This is a genomic window from Flavobacterium odoriferum, assembly GCF_025499515.1.
Lineage (GTDB): Bacteria > Bacteroidota > Bacteroidia > Flavobacteriales > Flavobacteriaceae > Flavobacterium > Flavobacterium odoriferum.
On the sequence record NZ_JAMKFA010000001.1, the window covers coordinates 17,568 to 38,859 of the forward strand.

13 protein-coding genes are annotated in these 21,292 nt (G+C 31.9%); all 13 read right to left on the reverse strand.

From position 1 onward, the window contains the following. Window positions 1–173 precede the first annotated feature (173 nt). Complete coding sequence (locus M9Q43_RS00100; RefSeq protein ID WP_262316963.1) at window positions 174–2,279, reverse strand: capsule assembly Wzi family protein; 2,106 nt, start codon at window positions 2,277–2,279, stop codon at window positions 174–176. An 18-nt stretch (window positions 2,280–2,297) separates the two neighbouring features. After that, the gene (gene deoC, locus M9Q43_RS00105; RefSeq protein WP_262316964.1) at window positions 2,298–3,041 is read right to left on the reverse strand and encodes a deoxyribose-phosphate aldolase; all 744 of its coding nucleotides are present in this window, start codon (window positions 3,039–3,041) and stop codon (window positions 2,298–2,300) included. Between the two features lie 79 nt (window positions 3,042–3,120). Continuing rightward, window positions 3,121–3,792: an energy transducer TonB gene (locus tag M9Q43_RS00110; protein WP_262316965.1), complete on the reverse strand. Its 672-nt coding sequence runs from the start codon at window positions 3,790–3,792 to the stop codon at window positions 3,121–3,123. A 167-nt stretch (window positions 3,793–3,959) separates the two neighbouring features. Next, window positions 3,960–4,697, reverse strand: a complete 738-nt coding sequence (locus M9Q43_RS00115) for an energy transducer TonB (protein ID WP_262316966.1) — start codon at window positions 4,695–4,697, stop codon at window positions 3,960–3,962. 44 nt (window positions 4,698–4,741) lie between these two features. Then, complete coding sequence (locus M9Q43_RS00120) at window positions 4,742–5,134, reverse strand: VanZ family protein (RefSeq protein ID WP_262316967.1); 393 nt, start codon at window positions 5,132–5,134, stop codon at window positions 4,742–4,744. After that, the gene (gene gcvH / locus M9Q43_RS00125) at window positions 5,103–5,483 is read right to left on the reverse strand and encodes a glycine cleavage system protein GcvH (protein WP_262316968.1); all 381 of its coding nucleotides are present in this window, start codon (window positions 5,481–5,483) and stop codon (window positions 5,103–5,105) included. The genes M9Q43_RS00120 and gcvH overlap by 32 nt, the downstream gene beginning before the upstream one ends. A 124-nt stretch (window positions 5,484–5,607) precedes the next feature. Then, window positions 5,608–12,741, reverse strand: coding sequence for a T9SS outer membrane translocon Sov/SprA (sov, locus tag M9Q43_RS00130; protein ID WP_262317420.1), 7,134 nt, complete (start codon window positions 12,739–12,741; stop codon window positions 5,608–5,610). A gap of 63 nt (window positions 12,742–12,804) precedes the next feature. Then, complete coding sequence (gene ruvA / locus M9Q43_RS00135) at window positions 12,805–13,386, reverse strand: Holliday junction branch migration protein RuvA (protein WP_262316969.1); 582 nt, start codon at window positions 13,384–13,386, stop codon at window positions 12,805–12,807. Window positions 13,387–13,395: 9 nt separating this feature from the next. Further along, window positions 13,396–15,678 (reverse strand): NADP-dependent malic enzyme, encoded by a 2,283-nt coding sequence (locus M9Q43_RS00140; RefSeq protein WP_262316970.1) that lies wholly within the window; start codon window positions 15,676–15,678, stop codon window positions 13,396–13,398. 122 nt (window positions 15,679–15,800) lie between these two features. Continuing rightward, window positions 15,801–19,628, reverse strand: a complete 3,828-nt coding sequence (locus M9Q43_RS00145; protein WP_262316971.1) for a T9SS type B sorting domain-containing protein — start codon at window positions 19,626–19,628, stop codon at window positions 15,801–15,803. 21 nt (window positions 19,629–19,649) lie between these two features. Further along, the gene (locus tag M9Q43_RS00150) at window positions 19,650–20,090 is read right to left on the reverse strand and encodes a hypothetical protein (RefSeq protein ID WP_262316972.1); all 441 of its coding nucleotides are present in this window, start codon (window positions 20,088–20,090) and stop codon (window positions 19,650–19,652) included. Window positions 20,091–20,109: 19 nt separating this feature from the next. Continuing rightward, window positions 20,110–20,547: a hypothetical protein gene (locus M9Q43_RS00155; RefSeq protein ID WP_262316973.1), complete on the reverse strand. Its 438-nt coding sequence runs from the start codon at window positions 20,545–20,547 to the stop codon at window positions 20,110–20,112. 86 nt (window positions 20,548–20,633) lie between these two features. Next, entirely contained in the window at window positions 20,634–21,290 is a 657-nt protein-coding gene (locus M9Q43_RS00160; protein ID WP_262316974.1) for a hypothetical protein, read from the reverse strand. Window positions 21,291–21,292 lie beyond the last annotated feature (2 nt).

Below are 21,292 nucleotides of genomic sequence, written 5' to 3' on the forward strand. Positions count from 1 at the left end.
ATCTAATATATTACCAGAAAATATGAAGTTATCTTTTATTACCAACTTTGTTAAGTTCAATTCAGAAACAAATTCTCTTATTGTCTTTTCTTGACTGAATGATAAAGAATTCGTTAAAAAAAATATTACTATTAGTCTTTTCATGTCTATTTTAAGAAAATTAATTTCTACTACTAATAATCAAAATACCAGTTAAATAAATCGCTTCTTAATCCAATTGAAAACCAAGTAGTATTTGATTTAACCGTTGCAGCAGTTTCAGCTGTTGGGTCAAAATTTCTAAATAAAATATTTCCAAAAACTTTTAAATTTGAAGCTGGATTTACTAAATATCCTACTTGTAAATCGGCAATCATAACAGTAGTTTTATTTCCTTGTGCTATTGAAACTCCTGTGTCGTAAGGACGATTTTCATCGTAATCTAAATAGATATTTCCTCCGTAGTTGAAATTATCGGTTCCGTTATTGAAATCAAAACCACGTTGTCCGTAAATTAATTTCGCATCAGCAAAATATCTTCCTTTATAATAACGCGCAATGGCTACTAATTCTCTGAAATTTGCACCCCAATTGTGTCCCATACTTTGGTTATTGTGCCCGTAATTTGTCAAAGGATTACTGTGTGAATACACATAAGGTCGAACTTGATTATATTCTAATTGCAACAATAAGTTTTTAACTTTAAACGCATCATAATACTTTACTCCTACTTGATAACCAAATTTATTTCTCCAACTTTGATTACTTTCTTGCACATCGCCAATCGCAAATTCGTCGATTAAAAATTGTCCGTAAAAGTTAATCTGATTGTTCCACTTGTATTTTGAGGAAAGTCCTAATACCGCATTTCCAGTTTTTGAAGAAGATCCAAATTCTACTGCTCTGTAAAATATCAATGGATTTACAAAGTTGAAATCAAAACCTCTTTCGTTCGTATTGGTCCAAACTACATTTTCAAAAAAACCAATATTTAATCTTTTCGTTGCATTCCAACTCAAATAATGACTTGCCATGTATTTTGTTGCATAGGTTCCGTCAACTGTTGCTAAATCACGAACATCTTTTAACCACATGTAGGTGTTAGTGTACTTAATTTTCCAAAAAGTAGTATTGATTTTAAAAAACGGATACGGACTTGTGCCATCCCCTTGCAAAAGAGAACGATATCCGTCGCCTAAAAAATTTCTCCCGTAACCCAATTGTAAATTAATAAATTGACTTGGAGTATACTTAATATTTGCTTCTGCCATTGGAAAATCATAAGCATCTTCTTTAAAGCGTTTTGCTATTCCAATTCCAGGAATAATTGCAGGATTTCCACCTGATGGTCTAATACTTTCCGCAAAACCATTATAATAATCAGCAAATCGGCCTTGGCTTTCAAAAATAGAAGTAGAAAACGTTAATTGTTCTCCTAAACCACCATCAATTTTAACTCCTCTTGTGTTTACAAAAGTGTTTGACGCTTCACTTTCGGTATCTTTTCCAATTCTTAAATCTAAAATAGGATTTAATGCAAACCAATATCCTTCACCTTGAATAGCAACTAAGTTTTCGTTCCAAAATTTTCTTCCCCACCATGATTCTTTTTGTTTTAAAGCTGATTGGTTTACGGTTTCAAAATCATAATATTTTGCTACTTCATCATACGAAAAAGGCTTTGAAGCAGTATGATTATTACTTCCAACTTGATTGAGCAAGGCATCAAAAACACCATAATTTTGATGCGAGAACATAATATTCCCTTTGCTTTTGAATTGCGGATTTTCGAAAGGTTTATATACAATGTCATCATACTCTGACAATTCTTTTGTATTATCAATCAAAGTTGTATTGGTTTTATCTTGAACAACTTCGGTTTTAGACGAGAACACATTTGGTTTCTCTAACGGAATTGCAATTTTTAAAGTAAATTTTGAATATGTTTTTCGTCCAGAATAAGTTGCGGGTTTTACTTTTGGCAATAGCTCAAAAACACGTTTTGTTTCTGTTTTTAAAGATTCGTAAGGCGCATCGATATATAGAATTTTAAACGTTCCGGTTGTATCTACTTCAAAAAGTGCAATTACATTTCCTTTAAAATTAGCCGATTTAACATCATCTGCTACTTTATAATTGGTGTACACAAAATTCTGAATTGTGTTGTAAAAACAAGCTTCCTGTTGATCTAAAACGGATGCTTCACATTCCGAAAAAAGTGGAAATTGTTCTCTTGAACTTGTTTGTGCAAAAGTTGTAAATCCGAAAACCAACAACAATAAAATATAACTATTTTTCATGAGTAGATACTTATTTTTTTAATAATCGCTATTAGAAACTTCTCCGTTTGCTATTGTTTTAGCTGCTGAAGTTCCAATTCTTTTTACACCTAACCGAATCATCTCAACTGCTTCTTCATAGGTTCTAACTCCACCAGCAGCTTTTACAGGCAATGGAAATGAGTTTTCGAGCATTAATTTTATGGTAGGAACAGTTGCTCCGTTTGGCATACCTTCGGGCGTTTTATAAAATCCTGTAGACGATTTTACAAATACTTTTTCATACTCTTTTTCGTTACAGTTTGCAATAACCACATTTTTTATCAAAGCAGACAATTGTACAATTTGATGATTATTTAAAGCGGCTACTTCGATAATCCATTTCACAATCTTATTGTGTTTAAGTCCTAATTTAGTTCCTTCTAAAACTTGCGTTTTCACTTTATCAATCTCATCATTTTTAAAGGCTTTATAATCTACTACAAAATCTAAATCATCTGCTCCATCATAAATAGCCTGAGTAGCTTCTGCTAATTTATCTGCCAAAGCACCATCGCCTTCAGGAAAATCAATTACTGTTCCGATGGTAACTTTTGATTTTGCATTTTGAATCATTTCTTTGGCCAAAACTACTTTATCAGGTCGAATCATAATCAATTTAAAATTGTTATCGATTGCTTCTTGAATACAATTTTTAACTACTTGAGTGTTTTCTTCTTCAGATAAATTAGCTTGTTGAGCTGTTTTCAAATAAGTAGAATCTAAATATTGCTTAATGTCCATGCCTGTAGTATTTGTAATAAGTGGTAAAAATAAAAAAATCCCACTGATGTGGGATGATTTTATAGGTTTATTTTAATTATTATAATCGAAATGAAACTGGAATGACGTATTTAATTCTAACCGGCTTTCCACCTTGTTTTGCTGGTGTAAGTTTTGATACTTTACGAACTGCTTTTTCGGCTGCAATTTTCATTTCTGGTGTTGCATTTTTATTATCTAATGCTTTTACATCAATGATTTTACCATTTTCATCAATAATAAAAGAAATTAATGCTCTTCCTTGTTTTCCGTTTTCGCGATCAATCTCAGGATATTCTGCATTTTTTGCCACAGCTTTACTCATTTGCTCTTCAAAGCATTTCAACTGTTCATTTCTACTTAACCCTCTACAAGCAGGAAACATTGGTAATTCTTCTACATTTAAAACTGTTGGCGTTTCTGGCTTTGTAGAAGGGACTTCTTTAATAGGATTCTCACTAACAGGCTCTTTAGGTGTATTTGTATCCAAATCTTTTGGAGTGTTGTCAACTGGTTTTACTTTATCTTTAGGAACTTCTTTAGTTGTCTCTTTGAATTGATTAGTAAACTTTGGCTGAGCATTTGGTTTATTTTCAGCGATTGGGTTCATCTTTGGAATAATTTTAAAATTTGTTGGCACAGAAATATCTATTGTAGGTATAGTTTCTGGCACAACTGCTTTTTTTGATTTCAATTCAAAATTGAATTCCAACACAAACAATACTACTAACATAGTTGCAATAAGCCCTATCTGAAAAAAAATAAAGCTATTTTTGGCTTTTTTCGGAAAATCCACATTTGGTTTCATAATATATACAGATTAATAGTTAACAACTTGTTAAATAATCTATACAATATATATGCCAAAAAAAATCCCAACATAAAGTTGGGATTTTAATATTATTCAAATCTAAAAGTGATTGGCACTACGTGTCTAACTTTTACTGGCTTATTTCTTTGTTTTCCTGGAGATAATTTAGGAAGCTTTTCGATGATTCTTTTTGCTTCTTTTTCAATGTGCTCACCTCCATTTGGACCTTTAACTCTAGTAACTGTAACTTTACCATCTAATCCAATAACATATTCAACTTGAACTCTTCCTTGAACACCAGCTTCAGTAATCCTATCATTATAATTAACATTTTTCTGAATAAATTTTGCCATCTGTTGCTGGTAGCAATCAAATTGCTTTGCCTTTGGCTCATTTTCACATCCAGGAAAGATTGGAACTTGTTCAATTACACTAAATGGTAATTCATCAGGAATATCTTCACCAGAGCTACCTTCATCACCGTATGAATCTGCAGTTTTAGTTTCTTGTTGTTGTGTATTCTCGTTTGTTTCCGTTTTTTCAATCTTAGTCTCTTTGATTTCCACTTTGTTATCCACAACCTGAATTTCAACTGGTGCAGGTGGTGGTGGTGGTGGTAATTTTTGAGCAGGTGGCATAGTTAAAATAGCTACATCATCCTCTACGAAATTATCCTCAATAACAAGCTCTACTTTTTCAGCTCTTGGATCTTCCGATTTTAGTTCGATTCCAACATATGTTAATAACAAAACTGCGGCTAATCCAATTTGGAAATATAGCGTGCTATTTCTTTTTGGATCTACGTTAGGATTTTTCTTTACTTCCATGATTTTAATTTTGAGGTGCTAATATAGTTAATAATAGAAATGTTTTAAAATTTTTTTTCAAAAGTTTTATTTTTTAACCAAAAAATAACAATCAAAGCTACTAATGCTCCTGCTGAATTAGCGATTACATCATATAGATCTGCTTGCCTAGTTTTTGTTAAAACTTCTTGTAAAACCTCAATAACTATGCCATAACCAATTACGACAAAAACTATTATATATTTTAACGCCCAGTTTTTATATTTTTTTTGTAATGCAAAATTCCAGGTAAGTGTTAAAACAAAGTAAAATAAAAAATGTACTGTTTTATCTTTCCCTAGAACATTTACCCTTGGCATATTACTTAGACTAACTAAACTTGCAATTGTTATAGCAATTGTCCAAAATAATGCAAGAATAAATAAATTACGCTCCGATAAGTGCTTTGTAATCTTCACTTGATAAAAGCGCATCTATTTCTGAAGCATCTGAAATTTTAACTTTTACCATCCAACCATCTCCATAAGGATCAGTGTTTACTTTTTCAGGATCAGATTCTAATGAATCGTTGAATTCAATGATTTCTCCAGAAAGTGGTAAAAATAAATCTGAAACAGTTTTTACTGCTTCAACTGTTCCAAAAACTTCATCTTTATCTAAAGTTTGATCTAAAGTTTCAACTTCTACATAAACGATGTCACCCAATTCTTTTTGAGCAAAATCGGTAATTCCTACTGTAGCAACATCTCCGTCAACTAAAACCCACTCGTGGTCTTTTGTGTATTTTAAATTAGTTGGTATATTCATTATTTGGTTTGATTTTATTGTTGGACAAATGTAATTGTAATTATTGAATTGTAAAATATGTTTTTTGTTATTTTTTACTTGCAATTAAAAAAACCTGCATTAAAAATACAGGTTTTAAATTTTATTAATTTCCGAAGTTATAAATCAGTGTAAAACCAGATCTAATATTAGTTATTGGGAAAGATGTTGAAATAACCGCTTGAGAAAACTGATGATCATAAAAGAATCTTGCTGTTAAATTTTTACTAAACGAGTAATCTGCAGTTAATTTAACAGACCACATATCTTGACCTCCACCTAGTTGATTGTTATCGTAATCTAAATAACGAACAATTGTATTGTTTTTACGAAGAGAGAAATCTGCTTTTATATTGATATCACTTTTAATTACTCCTGAAACATTATCTGCTAATTTAGAGTTAAAAGTTACATCTTTAATTCTATATCCTATTCCAATGATGTATTCGTTTCCAGTTACTTCAGTTAAAAGATTATTATCAAAACTCATGTTTAAAGTTCTATCTTTTTTAATTTCGGCTAAAATTTTAAATGAATTTTTCAATGTCATATCTACTTTGACTAACGGATTAAATTGCTCGGCTAAATTAACATTCGAAATTAATTTACTTGCATAGAAATTTCCATTAGCATCTGTTGGTGTTGTATTCAAGTTTGAACGGAATGCATTAATGTTATAACTTGCTCTATATCCATGTTGAATTGAGAAGGTTTTAAATTTATCTTTAAACCACTTGTAACGCATTAAACCCGTATATTTTACATTCCAGTTTGGTAATGGTATATCTCTAAACACACCTGTTGAGATCTTACTTGCGTCTTTTCCTGAATATGCAGCAACAAACGATGGTAACAATACTTGTTGGCTGTTTTTACCATAACCAATTGGATAACCTTCTGCATCTCTTGGAATTGAACCTCCTCCATAATAACTGGCAGCTAATCTATCAGCAACCTTTAATCGATTATCTCTAAAATCTTGAAAAGCTTCTGAGAAATCAACATCACTTTGTGAAAAAGCGGTTTTAATTAAAATAGTTGAAATATTAAAATTACCAAAATCATAAGGTGAACGCGAATTATATTGCCCTGAAGTCACATCATATTGTTCTGAATAATTGTAAGCATAAGTTCTATCTCCAGACAAAGTAATTTTTAAATCTGGAAATGGCTCTAGCTCTGCTGTAAAATTAAATTGTTTGTTTTTTACTTGTGTATAATTTTGATTAAATTCTGGGAAAGAAGTTAACCATCCATTTCTTGCAGCTTCGTATCTGACATCGGCTTGGCTACCAAAAACAAATCCAAGTGTTGGTTTTGAAGAACCAAAAAATCCTAAACCTGGAAGATATCCTGGAAGAACAGTTCCTTCGTTTTGTGTAAAGTTTGCTTGTATGGTTTTTACACTTGTTGCAACACCTATTAATCCACTCATAAAAATACTCCTTTCAGTATTTATGTTTTTGTTTGCGGCTACCAATTTTTGTCCAGGTTTTGGCGCTGTTGCTTTTTCTTTGGTTTCTTTAGCTTTTGATTTATTTGATTTATTTTTGGTCAAACCAATATATTTATACAACATATCCATTGTTAAAGTAGTATTCAATTTGTGAGAACTCGCGTTTTGAATAGTGTTCCCTAATGGATAAATTGTTCCATCTTCTGCTTCTATGGTAGAAAAAGCATCTGATGCACGTTGCCAGTTGTAATCTCCTGTATAAATATAAGTCGATTTCACGAAAGCCAATGCTGGTATTTTATTAATTGGTAAATCATAATTTACAACCAATTGTTGATTGTGCTGATTTGATTCACCAACATCCCAATAACCATCCCAAATATCGAGACCGTCCATTGGTAAATTATTTTCATCTAAATAATTTCTAACAATATTATTTGAAGCCGCAGTATAATTTACACGCAATGATTTTGTGATATTATAATTAAACCCATATTGATAGTTGAAGAAATAATTACGTCTATATAAATCCCCTAAACCTATTCCTTGGACGTCTACTAATCTGAAACGTTGTCTATTAAATTGTCTTAAAATAGTTGAACTAAAGTTAATATTAGTTGGTAAGAAATTAAAATTAAAATCGCTCAACATTTTATAATATCCGCTTTTCTTTAAGGTTTTAGAGTTTTTGAAAGGCTCAACTGTAAGTGGTTTAAACGAATACGCATAATCTACCGATGTTCTATTTTGCTTATCTTCTAAACTTTCAATTTCATAATCATGGTGTTCCATTTCATTCATTGAGTAGGAAAGCGTTAAGTTTTCTACATCATAAAAATGAGATTTTTTCTCAGGATTTTTCTCTTTTCTAACACCAATGAAATTGATACTCGTGCGTTTTGTATAATCAATTGCTCTATTTTCAATATTAGCTCTTTCAGTAGCGTCATCAGTAATATCCAACAATTGATCTAATTCAATATCTTGATAGAAAGGGTCAAATTTTGGTGTAATTGTTTCTTCACCTACCGCATAATTGAACGGCAATGTAATTCCCCATTTTTTAGGCAATAATTTTCCTAAATTAACATTGGTAACAATATCATATTGAAAAACATCTTCTCTACTTCTTTCATTTGGCCCTTGTTCTAATGAACCAAAACCAATAGTACTCACTCTTGTAGTTGCTGAAATATTTGCAAAATCTGCTAAATTGGTATCCAAATTAGCAACAGCTGCATAACCACCTTTGTTGTCCATATCAGACATGCGCAATTCATTAAACCAAACTTCACCACGCTGAACTTCACCAGATTTATTTTTAACTCCAATCATTAAAGTTCTAACTAAACCAAAGTTAGGATTTCCTTTAATACCAAGAGTTAATCTATTATTTGATGAGCCAATTTCAGGATTTTCTTCTTCAATAAAACCAATTCCATTTGCATCAACTACAACGTTAGGATTGTTTTGAAGTTTTAATATTTTTAAAGCCGTTAAGTATTCTAATGGTAATGTTATTTCGTTTTCCTCTGGCCAAATATCTTCTGCTGAAGTTGCTCCATGAGGTGTTACTTTCAAAGGCATCTCTACTTGGTAAAAGTTTTCAGTAAAGTCGTTTCCAAAACGAATAAATGCTACCATTTCATCATCTTGTAATCTATCTCCATCTGTATTTGGTTCTAAAGCTTCTGCATGTAAAAACATTCTTAGTTTTTTAAACTGACGCATGTCTACATTTACATTTTTGAAAACGGCTCTAGAATCTTCAATCTCTAAACCTCCTAATCCTGCAATAGCTGGATCTTTTTTATATACTCTTAAAGAAAGTGACTGTTCATTTTGATTAATTACTGTATTGTTGTTGTACAATTGTTCACGAACCACACCTGGTGGAGTAACATAATTTATTGGACTTCTACTTCCGTTTTCTTGAATGTTTAGTGCTACAACATCAAAACCTGTGTTGTCATCATCAATATCGGTGTCATTGATGTCTAAAGAACTTGTAAATCTTCTCCATTCACCTCTAACCAAATCTAAGGCTCCAAATCTTAAAGTAACTTCTTCTTTAAATCCTGCCATGTACATACGCATAAATCGTATTGAGCGAAAATCTGAAATTGGGCCAACTTTATTAGCATCGGTAAATTCTAAAATTGGAATTTTATATAAAATCCATCTCGCTCTTCCCGTTTCACCATTTGGCAGATCCACATTATTATCTTCTCTAAAATCAGCAATATAATTTTGACCTACTGGGACAGCACCATCTGGATAATATTGAATTGGCACTTCAAATTTAAAATAGGCGTTAATCGTGTTCATAGTGTTGTCACGATTAACGTCTTCTACATCAGGATAAGTTGTGTTACCTCTATTTGTATCGGTAACATTTACAGGTGAATTACCCTGATTCCCATTATAATCTCTATATCGGTCAACGATACTTCCACCAGTATTCAAATAAAAATTATAATTGTCTGCAGCTGGGTCTGGTTGACCTGCAAAAGCAGGATATTTTATAGCTTCATCTGCGTCTAACAATCCGTCAAAACCAGCATCTTGAACATTTCTATTAGCATCAGAAGTATCAAATGCATAAATTAATGATTGTGATGCTGGAACTTGTCCCCAAGCTGTTGAAACTGTTGGAGTAGCTGCTCCAGCTTCTGGAAGTCCATTTTCATATAGTTTTTTACCATCTCTTAAAACATCTTCAGAAATTTCTCCAAGATTAAAAACTATTTTTCCTGTATTTGTAGGATCTGCAATATCTCCAGGGTTTCCATAATACGGGTCCATAACCCAAAACTGAATATACTCAACATTTGATTGTTCAAAATTAGTTGAGTTTATTGAACGCATAATACCCGCCCAATTGTTTGGCGCATCTGCATCGGTAAATTGGTTTGTAGATGCTAAAGAGGTATTAAAATTATAAGGTCCTCTATCTTTTGGAAAGTATGTTAAATCTAAAGTACTAACAACATTCGTTTGCCCCTGTGCTATATCTGTAACTGGATATAATTCTCTACTAAAAACTCTTCTGGTTTTATTTAAAGACAAGTCATCATCAGATACTCCTCCTGGTGGTTGTGTATAAAAAATAGGATCTATCGAATACCAAGACATTTTTGCTCTTTTATCTCCTATAGATAAATCATCTACTGGAGGTTCATTTGAAGTTGGATCACCATCATAATTATCTTCTAATGGAACACTTGCTAAACTCCAAGATAGTGGTGAACGCATATCAATTGTAGATTGAGAACCTTCAAAATCATCAATGTAAGTTGTAGCTTCTCCATTAAATTGATCTGTTTTTGACGAACCTGGTTTTAAATATGCAAATTCGCCTCTAAAAGAAAGATTAGAAGGTACATCAGTATCAATATTTGGTAATTTATTTACTAATCGTGTTAAGAAAGGAACTTCAGTAGAAAAGTTTGTGTTTATTCCAAAAATTGAATTGTTCACCGATTCTTGTCCGTAATTCGATTTTGTAGTAAATGGTCGCTCAGACATATTTAAAAATGTAGCACCAACTAAAAATTTATCGTTGAATTTGTGTTCTACATTGATTCCCCAAAATCTTCTGGTTTGTTGTCCAAAAACAGAGTTGTTTTCAACAGAAACCTCAATTGGTGTATTTGAAGCTTGAAGCGAAGGATCAATGATTTGCACTTTTCCTAACTGATAGTTTACGGTATAATCTACACCTTCAATTAAAACTCTTCCACCTGCTGTAACTACAACTGAACCTTGTGGCACATTGAAAGCACCAATTGAAATTCCGTCGCCACCCATCGATTTAAAACGCCCCTTTAACTGGAATTTATTTTTTGCACTTTCTTGTAATGCAGCAGCTTGTGTGCTTTTATATAAATTTCTAAAAACGTATTTTGTTTGATTTGAATTATAAATTGTTCCATCATAGTCTTCCGTTGGATTCAATCTTAACTTTTCAAATAAATGTTTCCCAAAAGGTTCAACAGTTGTAAAAATAATTCTACCTTTTTGGGTATCAACAGTTAACCCTGGAATAAAATCAAAAAAACCATCCCCACCTTCTTGTGGGTCATTAGTGTAATTTAATTTATCAACGTTAAACACTTTCAATAAAGGTGTTTCTTCAACATCTGCTGGTAAAGGATCAACTCCTGCCTCTGTAATATAATTTAAAGGTGATGGATCAGTGTATAAAATATTGAATTTAAAATCTTCTTGTTGCAACTGATAGCCACCTTGAATTTGATAAATATTTTTCATCATCAAATCCCAAGCTGGCTCTGTTACTACGACTAAGTTAGATTTTAACATTTTAAGCACTAATGCTTGCGATGAAGGGATTCCTCCTGAATCAACATTAGTTGCATCAACACCATCAGTACCAAATTCTCCCACTTGATACACATCTCCTCCGACAGAATATTGATAAGCAACAGCTAAAACTTCATCGTTTGTTAATTTTTGATTTAACGAAATGTATCCTAATTGTGGATGAAAAGTATATTCTGAAGCAGATAATTTTCGAGCATTTTCAAGTTTAGCAAAATCAATTCCTTCGGCCATTCCTAAAATATTAAAAGGACTTGATGCTGTAGAAACATCTCGAATATTATCTTTTAAGAAGTTATCACCAATATTATTTGGATCAAATTTATTGTTCCCATTATCTGAAGGTGTATCTGGCGAAACATTAAAAAAACCAGCATCGGGTACACCCACAACTTCACTATCTGGTAAACCAAAAAGTTGTGCTTCTCCTAAATCTTGAAGAGCAACAATGTTTCTTAAGTTGTTTTCGGTTGTACTTACTCTATTTTGTTTATTAGTAATCCAAACCTCGATTCGGGTAATTTGTACACGCGAATTTATATAAGGATACGTCTCTAATGCTTTATCATATTTATTTCTAAAATATTGTGATAAGAAATAGTGACGATCCGAATCATAATCTAAAGCAAACATTTCAAAGTCTTGGAGTGTTCCACCTCCTTGAGAAGTTACTGATTTTGTTTGTGATTTTTGTTCCGAAAAAACTCCTGTAAATGTCGTTTTTCCAAATTGCAATTGTGCTTTAACACCAAACAAACTTTGTGCGCCACGAACTAACGAATTTGAAAGTGGAAAACTCACATTACCTACTTCAATTTTTTGAATGATATCGTCTTCAGTTGGTGCGTATTCTAATTTTATTAAATTTTGAAAAGCAAAAGTTGATTGTGTGTCATAATTGATATTAACATTCAATCGTGTTCCTACCTTACCTTGTAATCCTACACTGATTCTTTGGTCAAAATCAAAACTTGTCGTTTTTCTGTTTCTTGGTGAAAATGCTGGATTATCTTGTTTTGTGAAACGTACTCCTAAGTCTAATTCAACTGTTCCTGTTGGTTTTACATCAATTGTATTACTTCCAAAAATGCTTTCAAAAAATTTAGAATTTACATAATATCTTGGCAATAAATTTTTCTTTGCTTCTTCTGAACCAGCTTTTTGCCCATCCATTGCAGCTGATTTTTCTTGATAATACTTACGCATTTCTTCACGAAGTATTAATTCTTGATATTGATCAGGAGTTAAAATCAATGGATATTTAATATTAAAATCTCCAACTGTGTTAGTGTAAATATATCTATCAGTAGCCGAATTGTATGTATATAATTCAGCAATACTTTTTGGATTAGGCATTTCAATTTTACCTAAATCAACACCTGTTTGTAGTGTATCTTGTTCCTCTTCATCTACTTGAGCTTGTAGTGAAAAAGAAAATAACATTACGATGAATGCAAGACTATATTTTATACTACCTATTGCTTTTATTGCCGTTTTTTCCAAGTTTTATAAATTTTTTAAAGCTTGTTTTATTAAGTTTTCTACAGAGGCATTTGGGGTTTCTCTAATAATTTTATCTATTGCTTTTTCGGCTGCTTTTCTGGCAAAACCTAAAACTTCTAAAGCAGATAACGCTTCATCTTTGTTTGTATTGCTTTCAATGACAGAAACTTCATCTAAATTGTACACTTTTAACACTTTTTCTTTCAAGTCAAGAATGATACGCTGTGCGGTTTTTAATCCAATTCCTTTCATAGATTGCATCGTTCCCACATCATTTGAAGCAATTGCTTGAATAATTTGACTTGGCGCCAGTGAAGACAACATAGTTCTTGCTGTATTAGCACCTACTCCAGAAACCGAAAGTAGTAATTTAAACAATTCACGTTCTTGTTTTTCTACAAATCCATACAAGGTATGCGCATCTTCTCTAATTTGCAAAAAAGTAAATAATTTTAAACTTTCCGAATCTGGCAATAATGAAAAAGTATGTAACGAAATATTAATATGATAGCCCACACCATTGCAATCGATGATTACTTCGGTAGGTGTTTTTTCAACTAATCTCCCTTGAATGTGCGCTATCATTTTATCTTATTATTTTAGTAATTTTTTTCCTTTTTCTTGCGCATCAACTACTGCTACCGCCGCCATGTTTACCATTTCTTCGACACTTGCTCCCAATTGAAACACGTGAACTGGTTTATCCAAACCAAGAATTATTGGCCCGATAGATTCCGACTTATTTAATTCTTTTAATAATTTATAAGTAATATTTGCTGCGTCTAAATTAGGAAAAATAAGTGTATTTACTTTTTTATTTACCAATTTAGAAAATGGAAACTTACTTTTTAGCATATCTGGATTCAGTGCAAAGTCGGTTTGAATTTCGCCATCAACAATTAAATCAGGAAAATTCTCATGCAAATAGGCTACCGCTTGTCTTACTTTATTTGGACCTTCATTATTAGAAGAACCAAAATTTGAATACGAAATCATTGCAATAACCGGTTCCATACCAAACATTCTAACTGTTTTAGCAGTCATTAAAGCAATTCTTGCTAAATCATCAGCTGAAGGATTAGGATTAATCGCTGTATCTGACAAGAAAATTGGACCTCTTGCCGTCATCATCATATTGGTTGTTGCAATTTTAGAAACACCAGGTGCTTTATCTATTAATTGCATTACCGGTTTAATAGTTGAAGGATAACTTCTTGAATGACCCGTAACCATTGCATCCGCTTCACCAGTATTTACCATCATTAAACCAAAATAGTTACGTTCACGCATCCATTTTTCAGCTTCATATAACGTAACACCTTTGCGTTTTCTGGTTTCCCAAAAATGGTTGGCATACTCTAAGCGTTTTGCTTCAGACTCTTTTGTTTTTGGATCAAAAATCGGCACATCGATATCAAAACCGATCTCCTCTTTTAATTCTAAAATTATTTCTTTATTTCCTAATAAAATTGGGAAACCAATACCTTCTTCATGTACAATTTGCGCCGCTTTTAACACATCAATTTGATCTGCTTCTGCGAAAATGATACGTTTTGGATTCGTTCTTGCTCTATTAGTTAACAAACGAATCATTTTGTTATCAGAACCCATTCGTTCTAACAGTTCGTCTTTATATTTTTCCCAATCCGTAATTGGAGCGGTTGCCACACCTGAATCCATTGCTGCTTTTGCAACTGCTGGTGGTACTTCGGCAATTAATCTTGGGTCAAATGGTTTTGGAATAATATAATCGCGGCCAAACGTTAATTTGGTTTCGCCATAGGCAATATTTACTTGTTCAGGAACTGATGCTTTTGCCAAATTAGCTAAGGCAACTACTGCAGCTTTCTTCATTTCCTCATTAATTTTAGTCGCTCTAACATCTAGAGCACCTCTAAAAATAAATGGAAAACCTAACACATTATTTACCTGATTAGGATGATCAGAACGACCTGTTGCCATAATGATATCTTTACGGGTATCGATAGCTAAATTATAATTGATTTCTGGAGTAGGATTCGCCATCGCAAAAACGATAGGATTGTCCGCCATTCCTAACAACATTTCAGGTGTAACGATATCTCCTGATGACAATCCGATAAATACATCGGCACCTTTCATAGCGTGTGCTAAATCGTCATAATGTTTATCTGTAGCATACACACGTTGCATGTCGGAAATTTTTGGATCGTCTTTTCGTAAAGCACCTTTACTGTTGAACATTACCACGTTTTCAGGTTTCACACCAAAAGAAACATATAAATTAGCACAAGCAATGGCAGCAGAACCTGCTCCAGAAATGACCATTTTCACTTCTTCCATTTTCTTACCTGCTAACTCTACTGCGTTCAATAAAGCGGCTGATGAAATAATAGCGGTTCCATGTTGGTCATCGTGCATTACTGGAATATTCAATTCCTCTACCAAACGTCTTTCAATTTCGAAAGATTCTGGTGCTTTGATGTCTTCTAGGTTAATTCCTCCGAAAGTTGGGGAAATATTTTTTACCGTTGCAATGAATTCTTCAATGTCTTTTGTTCCTACTTCGATATCGAATACATCAATATCGGCGAAGATTTTGAACAATAAACCTTTACCTTCCATTACAGGTTTTGAAGCTTCTGGACCAATATCTCCTAAACCTAAAACTGCGGTTCCGTTTGTTATTACGGCTACTAAATTTCCTTTTGCGGTATATTTATAAACGTTGTTAACGTCTTTTTCAATTTCTAAACAAGGCTCTGCTACTCCTGGAGAATAAGCCAAAGCTAAATCTCTTTGTGTTGCATATTTTTTTGTGGGAACTACCTGAATTTTACCAGGTGTAGGTTTTGCGTGATATAATAAGGCTTCTCTACGTTTACTATCTTTATGCATGGTTTTTTATTTTACTAACTTACAAATATAAGGGTATACGTATAAAATGAGAAATTATTTTGGCATTCTTTTGAAAAAATATCAATGTTTAGTTTTGATTTGAAAACAATAAAGTTATGAACTTACCTCTTCAAACTAAAATGTCCTTTCAAAACACGTCCGTCTTCTAACTGAATTGAATACCAATAATCCGATGACGGCATTTGGACTCCATTAAAAGTACCATCCCATCCTTGACTTAAGGGGCTGATTTGTTTTAATAGTTTGCCATATCTATCAAATATATGAATCGTGGTTTCTAAATTAAATTTTGAATTCACACCTTTAATATTCCAATAATCATTAATTCCATCACCATTTGGTGTGAAATAATTTGGAATTCCAAGCACACTAATTTCTTCAGTTACAACTCCACAGCCATTCAAATCTCGTACATAAACTGTGTAAATTCCTGATGCAATATTTTGGAAAATATTTGATGATTGATAATCTATATTATCCAAACTATATTCATAATTTCCTAAACCAGTAACTATAACGGTAACTGAATTATCATCGGATAAATCAACAATTTCTATATCATTAATAGTTGCAATGTCTGATGCGGTAACCGTTATGGTTCGAGTTCTCACGCAACCATTTGAATTAGTAACTTCTACAGTGTAAACACCTTCTGTGTTTACTGTTAAATCGTAGTTTGTAGCAGTAAAAATTATGGAACCATCTAAAAACCATTGATACGTAAAATTTGAAACAGTGGTTTCATCTAATAAACCCGCATTGATTACTTTTGTAAACAATGGATTATTGCTACAAATTAATTCATCACCATATAATTCAATTTCAGGCAAAGGATTTACAATCAATGGAATAATCATAGTTGCTTTACAAATTGTGTTTACAGGATTTATAACTTCAACTGTTATATTTTGTGTGCCACTAACCAATGGATTGGGCAACGGACTCGGTAACGAATTTCCTGTCTCATCAAAATAATTAACCAGCATTCCTGTTTGAGTTCCTAAAATAGTACTTTGAAAACTTGAAGTGTCAAATGCAAATAAACCATCTTGATCCGTTGGATCAAATTCATCATCGCAAACTGTTGTTAAGTTGGTTGGAATTGCATAAGCTTCGGGTAAATCATCAACTGTAAATGTGATGTTTGTTTCAAAATAACAAGCATTTGTTGTATTGTTTGTTGCTCTAACTTTTACAATTTGAGTGATAGTATTAAATGGATTTGGCAACGGGCTTGGCAACGGATTATTATTCTCATCCCAATATGCCAAAGTAACATTTGTTAATCCGTTTAACAAAGTAGTTTCTAATGTTGAAGTATCAAAACCAAAACTTCCATCTTGGTCGTCATCGCAATGGGTGTAAGTTAAGGGTGAAATAATAGGCAAAGGCTCTACATTTAATGTAATATGATGTCCTAAACCCAAACATTCATTATCTAACTGGCTATCTACACGAACAAAAATATTTTGTGTTGTTGGTGAACTTGTATTGGTAAAATTCGAAGTGTTTGTAATTGCGTTTTGTTCGGCTAAAGCATCAGTTATAGTTTGATAATAAGTAATATCTAAAACTTGTCCTACAGGGTATAACGCTTGAATAGCTGCTGTTGCACTACTAAAATCAAACGTAGCAATACCATCTGAGTTTGAACCTGAAACGGCATCATCGCAAACTGTAAAAGTTCTTTGAAAAGTTGCTGGGACTAGTGTGGTTGAAACAATTAAATTTAAAGTTGCTACTCGGAAACAACCATTTGCATTTTGAACTCTAATAAAAACTTGGTCAGTACTTACGGTTTGATTGGTATAAGTTGTGAAATTTGATATAGGATTGGTATTATTTTCAGCTTCGGTAAGTGTTTCAAAATAAGAAAAAGACAAACCAGTGGTTGAAGTAACAACAAATTCGTTTGCTTCTGTTAAGTTGAAAGCACTAAAACCATCGTTGTTGTCATCACATTGTTTTAAAGGTATTGGAGAAGTAATTGATGGTAACATAAATACTTCAATCTGAAACGAAGTTGTGGCAAAACAATTTACATTTTGGTTGTTAGTCATTTTCACATAAATAGTTTCTACCACATTTGTATTTACATAGGTTGTAGGATTACTGATTAAATCGGTTAATGCAGCATCTTTATAATATGAAAGCGTAAAATTAGTAGCTGATTGACCATTTAAAATTGTTGTTTGTTTACTTGTTAAGTTGAATACTACCTTACCATCAACATCAGTTCCAAAACTGGTATTATCGCAAAGTTGAATAGATGAAACAGAAGTACTTGGCAATGGACTTTCAAAAACTTGAATATCAAAAGTAGTGATTGCTTTACAATCTGAATTATCTAAATTATAAACTTCTGCAATAATGGTTTGTAATTGGTAAGCAGAAGTATTTGGAAAATTAGTTGGAGAAGTTATGGCAATAGTATTTGCATAGTCCACTGCATTAGCATAGTAACGAACGCCATATTGTGTTGGTGACTGACCGTTTAAAATGGCTGATGTTTTAGCGGTTAAATCAAAATTATAGAAGCCATCATTGTTATCATCACAAATTAAACTACTTATAGGTTGTGTGGCGGTTGGAGTTGCATATACAATAATATTTCTTGTTGCTGTCGAAATTCCATTTACTCCATTAGTAGTTACTGATACGGTATATGTTCCTTCATTATTGTATATATGTGTTGGAGAAATAATATTAGATGTGTTACCATCACCAAAATTCCAACTAGCAGTGCTAACTGAAGTATCTCCTAATTCAAATGAAGTAACTTCTCCCACACAACTATTTTGTAACTGTATTGCAGTAAAAAAAAATGATTGATTAAAGACTGGCAATCCAGAACCACTTATTTTTCCAGCTAATGGTATTGCATCAACAACAAATTCACATCCAAAACCATAAATATTTGGCTTATTAATAACACTAATTGCCGGAGAAGATGCCATTGCTACATAAATTTTTCCATCTGGTCCTAATTGCAATGACCTAGTAATTCGAGTTAACATTGGTTCAGAATCAAATAAATGCACTCGGGAAGAAACAATAGGTACAGCATTTAAATCATATTGATATAAATTAAAGTTATTGCCTTCAGTTACATACAACAATGAACCATTTGGTGAAAATTCTACTCCATAAAATGAACCCGAACCAGTATCAATAATTTGTGAATTTGATGCTTGACCTGTTACATTATTAAAATCTAATAACTCAACTCTTGAATTTGAAGTATTCCCATAACAAATAGCTAATTTAGAACCATTTGGAGATATTTTCATATTTCCTATTGTATCCAAATAATGATCTGCAGTGATTGATGAATTACTTATTACTGGTGTTGTGCTTAATCCACTCGAATTCAATAAATGAGAATAAATAATATTGTTATTGTATGCTCTGGTTACTATCCAAAAATCTGTTTCATTTGCATGTTTAACAACTGATATTTTTTCACATGACGGCGAGTATAACAAAACATTTTTTGTACTGGTTACGCCACCTAAACCACCATCTAAATTCAAATCAATTATTGAATAACGAACCCCGTTTGGAAAAGCCTGAAAATCTAATGTAAATAAATAAAATAAGTTTGTAGAACCTGGCATAGGAATTATTGTTCCTGATTGAGTAGAGGAATCATGACCAAGTAAACCATCACCATTTAACATTACTTGATGATTTCTATTCCATACTTTTATACCATTGGTGTAAAAAAGCAATTGACCTGCCGCATTAGCTAATGAAGCACAACCTTCAAAAGCATCCATTTCGCTATCTATAAGTGGTACAGGCACACCACTGTTAAAATCTAAACCCGCTTTATCTCCAAAATACCAAATATTGGCCTCGCCTTGAGATTTAACAGTTGTTGTTGTAAACAAAAAAAACAATAAAAGTAAGCTGGCTACTTTACTCATTTTACAGGATTTAGAAACTGATTAATTTCTAGTTAAAATAACACCTTTAAAATTGCCATAATTATTTGGAGAGTACCAAACATTTTGTGCTGTTTCAAAATCTATTCTTAAACTGTTAGTTGTAAGAACACTTACTACACCATTATATTTTGCATCACAATTTGAAATTTGACTTCCATTTAATAAAAAATCTGAACATGCTTGTTGCGCATAAATGGAACAATTAGCATAAAAAACACTAGAATCAATTGTACCCGATTCTTCAATTTCAATATAATCACGATTAGAACTACAAGCTTCAGAATAAGAAATTTTACTACCATCTTCTAAAATAATTTCGCTGTAATACCATTTTCCTTTTAAATTATTTTTTGTTATTTCTAAATCAGAAGCACCTTCGTCTTCTTTGCTACAACCAATGGTTAAAAATAAGACTGTGATTAGTATTACTAAATTTTTCATTTATTGCCTTTTTAATTTATTAATTTTTTGTAAAAATTATACCTTTTGCCTGTCCTAAATTATTATCAGGATACCCTAAATTTTTAACCGTAGAATAATCAATCCTAAAAGTTGATGTTGTGAGGCTCACAAACCCATCAAATTTATCATTGCAACCATGAAGCTCATTTCCTGTTAACCCAAACGAACTACAGTCATAATCTGTATGATTTGTACATGCTGCATTATTTGTAGATAAAATTATTTTATTTAATGTGGTTACCGTAATATAATCACGCTGGGTACTACATAGGTTAGTGTAAGGAACAATAGTTCCATCGGGTTGTATTACTTTGCTAAAATACCATGTACCCCATAGATTTTCATGTTTTACCTCTACTGTGTCTGATTTTTCATCGTCTTTGCTACAAGCACTAAATAATATTAGTGTTAGTAAAATTAAAATTGTTTTTTTCATGGTTGTTATATTTTTTAATTTTTACTTTGTGGGCACGGAATACAATTCTGCGCTATCTACTGTTATATATCCGAGCGGTCGGGTTATCATTTACACATTTTTTTAAAATAATTACAAAAAAACTTGTTAAACTCTATAATTTTAATCTTTTCATTTTTATCAATAAATACAGCATAAACTAAATTATTTTTAATTATAAAAATATAATTAACTAAACCATCAAGTTTGAAAACAAAATATTTTTTTACAGGAAATTCTTTATATAAGAATCCAAGTTTAGAACCATATCTATAAGGGGAGTAATAATTGTCCCCTATTAGACAAAAATTTAACTTTTCAAAATCATTTGATTGCTTATTCAAGGTTGAATAATATCCGTCATAAATAATTTGATTTCCACTAAATAATACATATTCCTGTAATGTGTCATTAAGAGTGATATCAATACAGCTTAAATAATTTTTAGATCCTTCACTTAGATTAAATTTAAAAACTGGAATTGTTTTTATACTTATAGAATCAAAATCAAATTTTGTAACTAATAAATTTTGGTCTATGTTCAATTTTCCAATTAAAAAATTTTCATTTTCCTTTGTATACTCATACCGTTTCTTTAAAAGTGTTTTAGCATTTGAATTAAATGTTTCTAAATTTAAGTTTAAAATATTATTTATTACTTCATCATCAGTTTGTGAAAAAGAATACTTACAAGTTAACATAATTATTATTAATAAATATTTCATTT

Excerpts from the sequence above, each read along its gene's own strand:
- M9Q43_RS00100 (WP_262316963.1), bottom strand. The coding sequence starts at position 2,279 with ATGAAAAATAGTTATATTTTATTGTTGTTGGTTTTCGGATTTACAACT.
- deoC (WP_262316964.1), bottom strand. The coding sequence starts at position 3,041 with ATGGACATTAAGCAATATTTAGATTCTACTTATTTGAAAACAGCTCAA.
- M9Q43_RS00110 (WP_262316965.1), bottom strand. The coding sequence starts at position 3,792 with ATGTTAGTAGTATTGTTTGTGTTGGAATTCAATTTTGAATTGAAATCA.
- M9Q43_RS00115 (WP_262316966.1), bottom strand. The coding sequence starts at position 4,697 with ATGGAAGTAAAGAAAAATCCTAACGTAGATCCAAAAAGAAATAGCACG.
- gcvH (WP_262316968.1), bottom strand. The coding sequence starts at position 5,483 with ATGAATATACCAACTAATTTAAAATACACAAAAGACCACGAGTGGGTT.
- sov (WP_262317420.1), bottom strand. The coding sequence starts at position 12,741 with ATGTTATTTTCTTTTTCACTACAAGCTCAAGTAGATGAAGAGGAACAA.
- ruvA (WP_262316969.1), bottom strand. The coding sequence starts at position 13,386 with ATGATAGCGCACATTCAAGGGAGATTAGTTGAAAAAACACCTACCGAA.
- M9Q43_RS00140 (WP_262316970.1), bottom strand. The coding sequence starts at position 15,678 with ATGCATAAAGATAGTAAACGTAGAGAAGCCTTATTATATCACGCAAAA.
- M9Q43_RS00145 (WP_262316971.1), bottom strand. The coding sequence starts at position 19,628 with ATGAGTAAAGTAGCCAGCTTACTTTTATTGTTTTTTTTGTTTACAACA.
- M9Q43_RS00150 (WP_262316972.1), bottom strand. The coding sequence starts at position 20,090 with ATGAAAAATTTAGTAATACTAATCACAGTCTTATTTTTAACCATTGGT.
- M9Q43_RS00155 (WP_262316973.1), bottom strand. The coding sequence starts at position 20,547 with ATGAAAAAAACAATTTTAATTTTACTAACACTAATATTATTTAGTGCT.
- M9Q43_RS00160 (WP_262316974.1), bottom strand. The coding sequence starts at position 21,290 with ATGAAATATTTATTAATAATAATTATGTTAACTTGTAAGTATTCTTTT.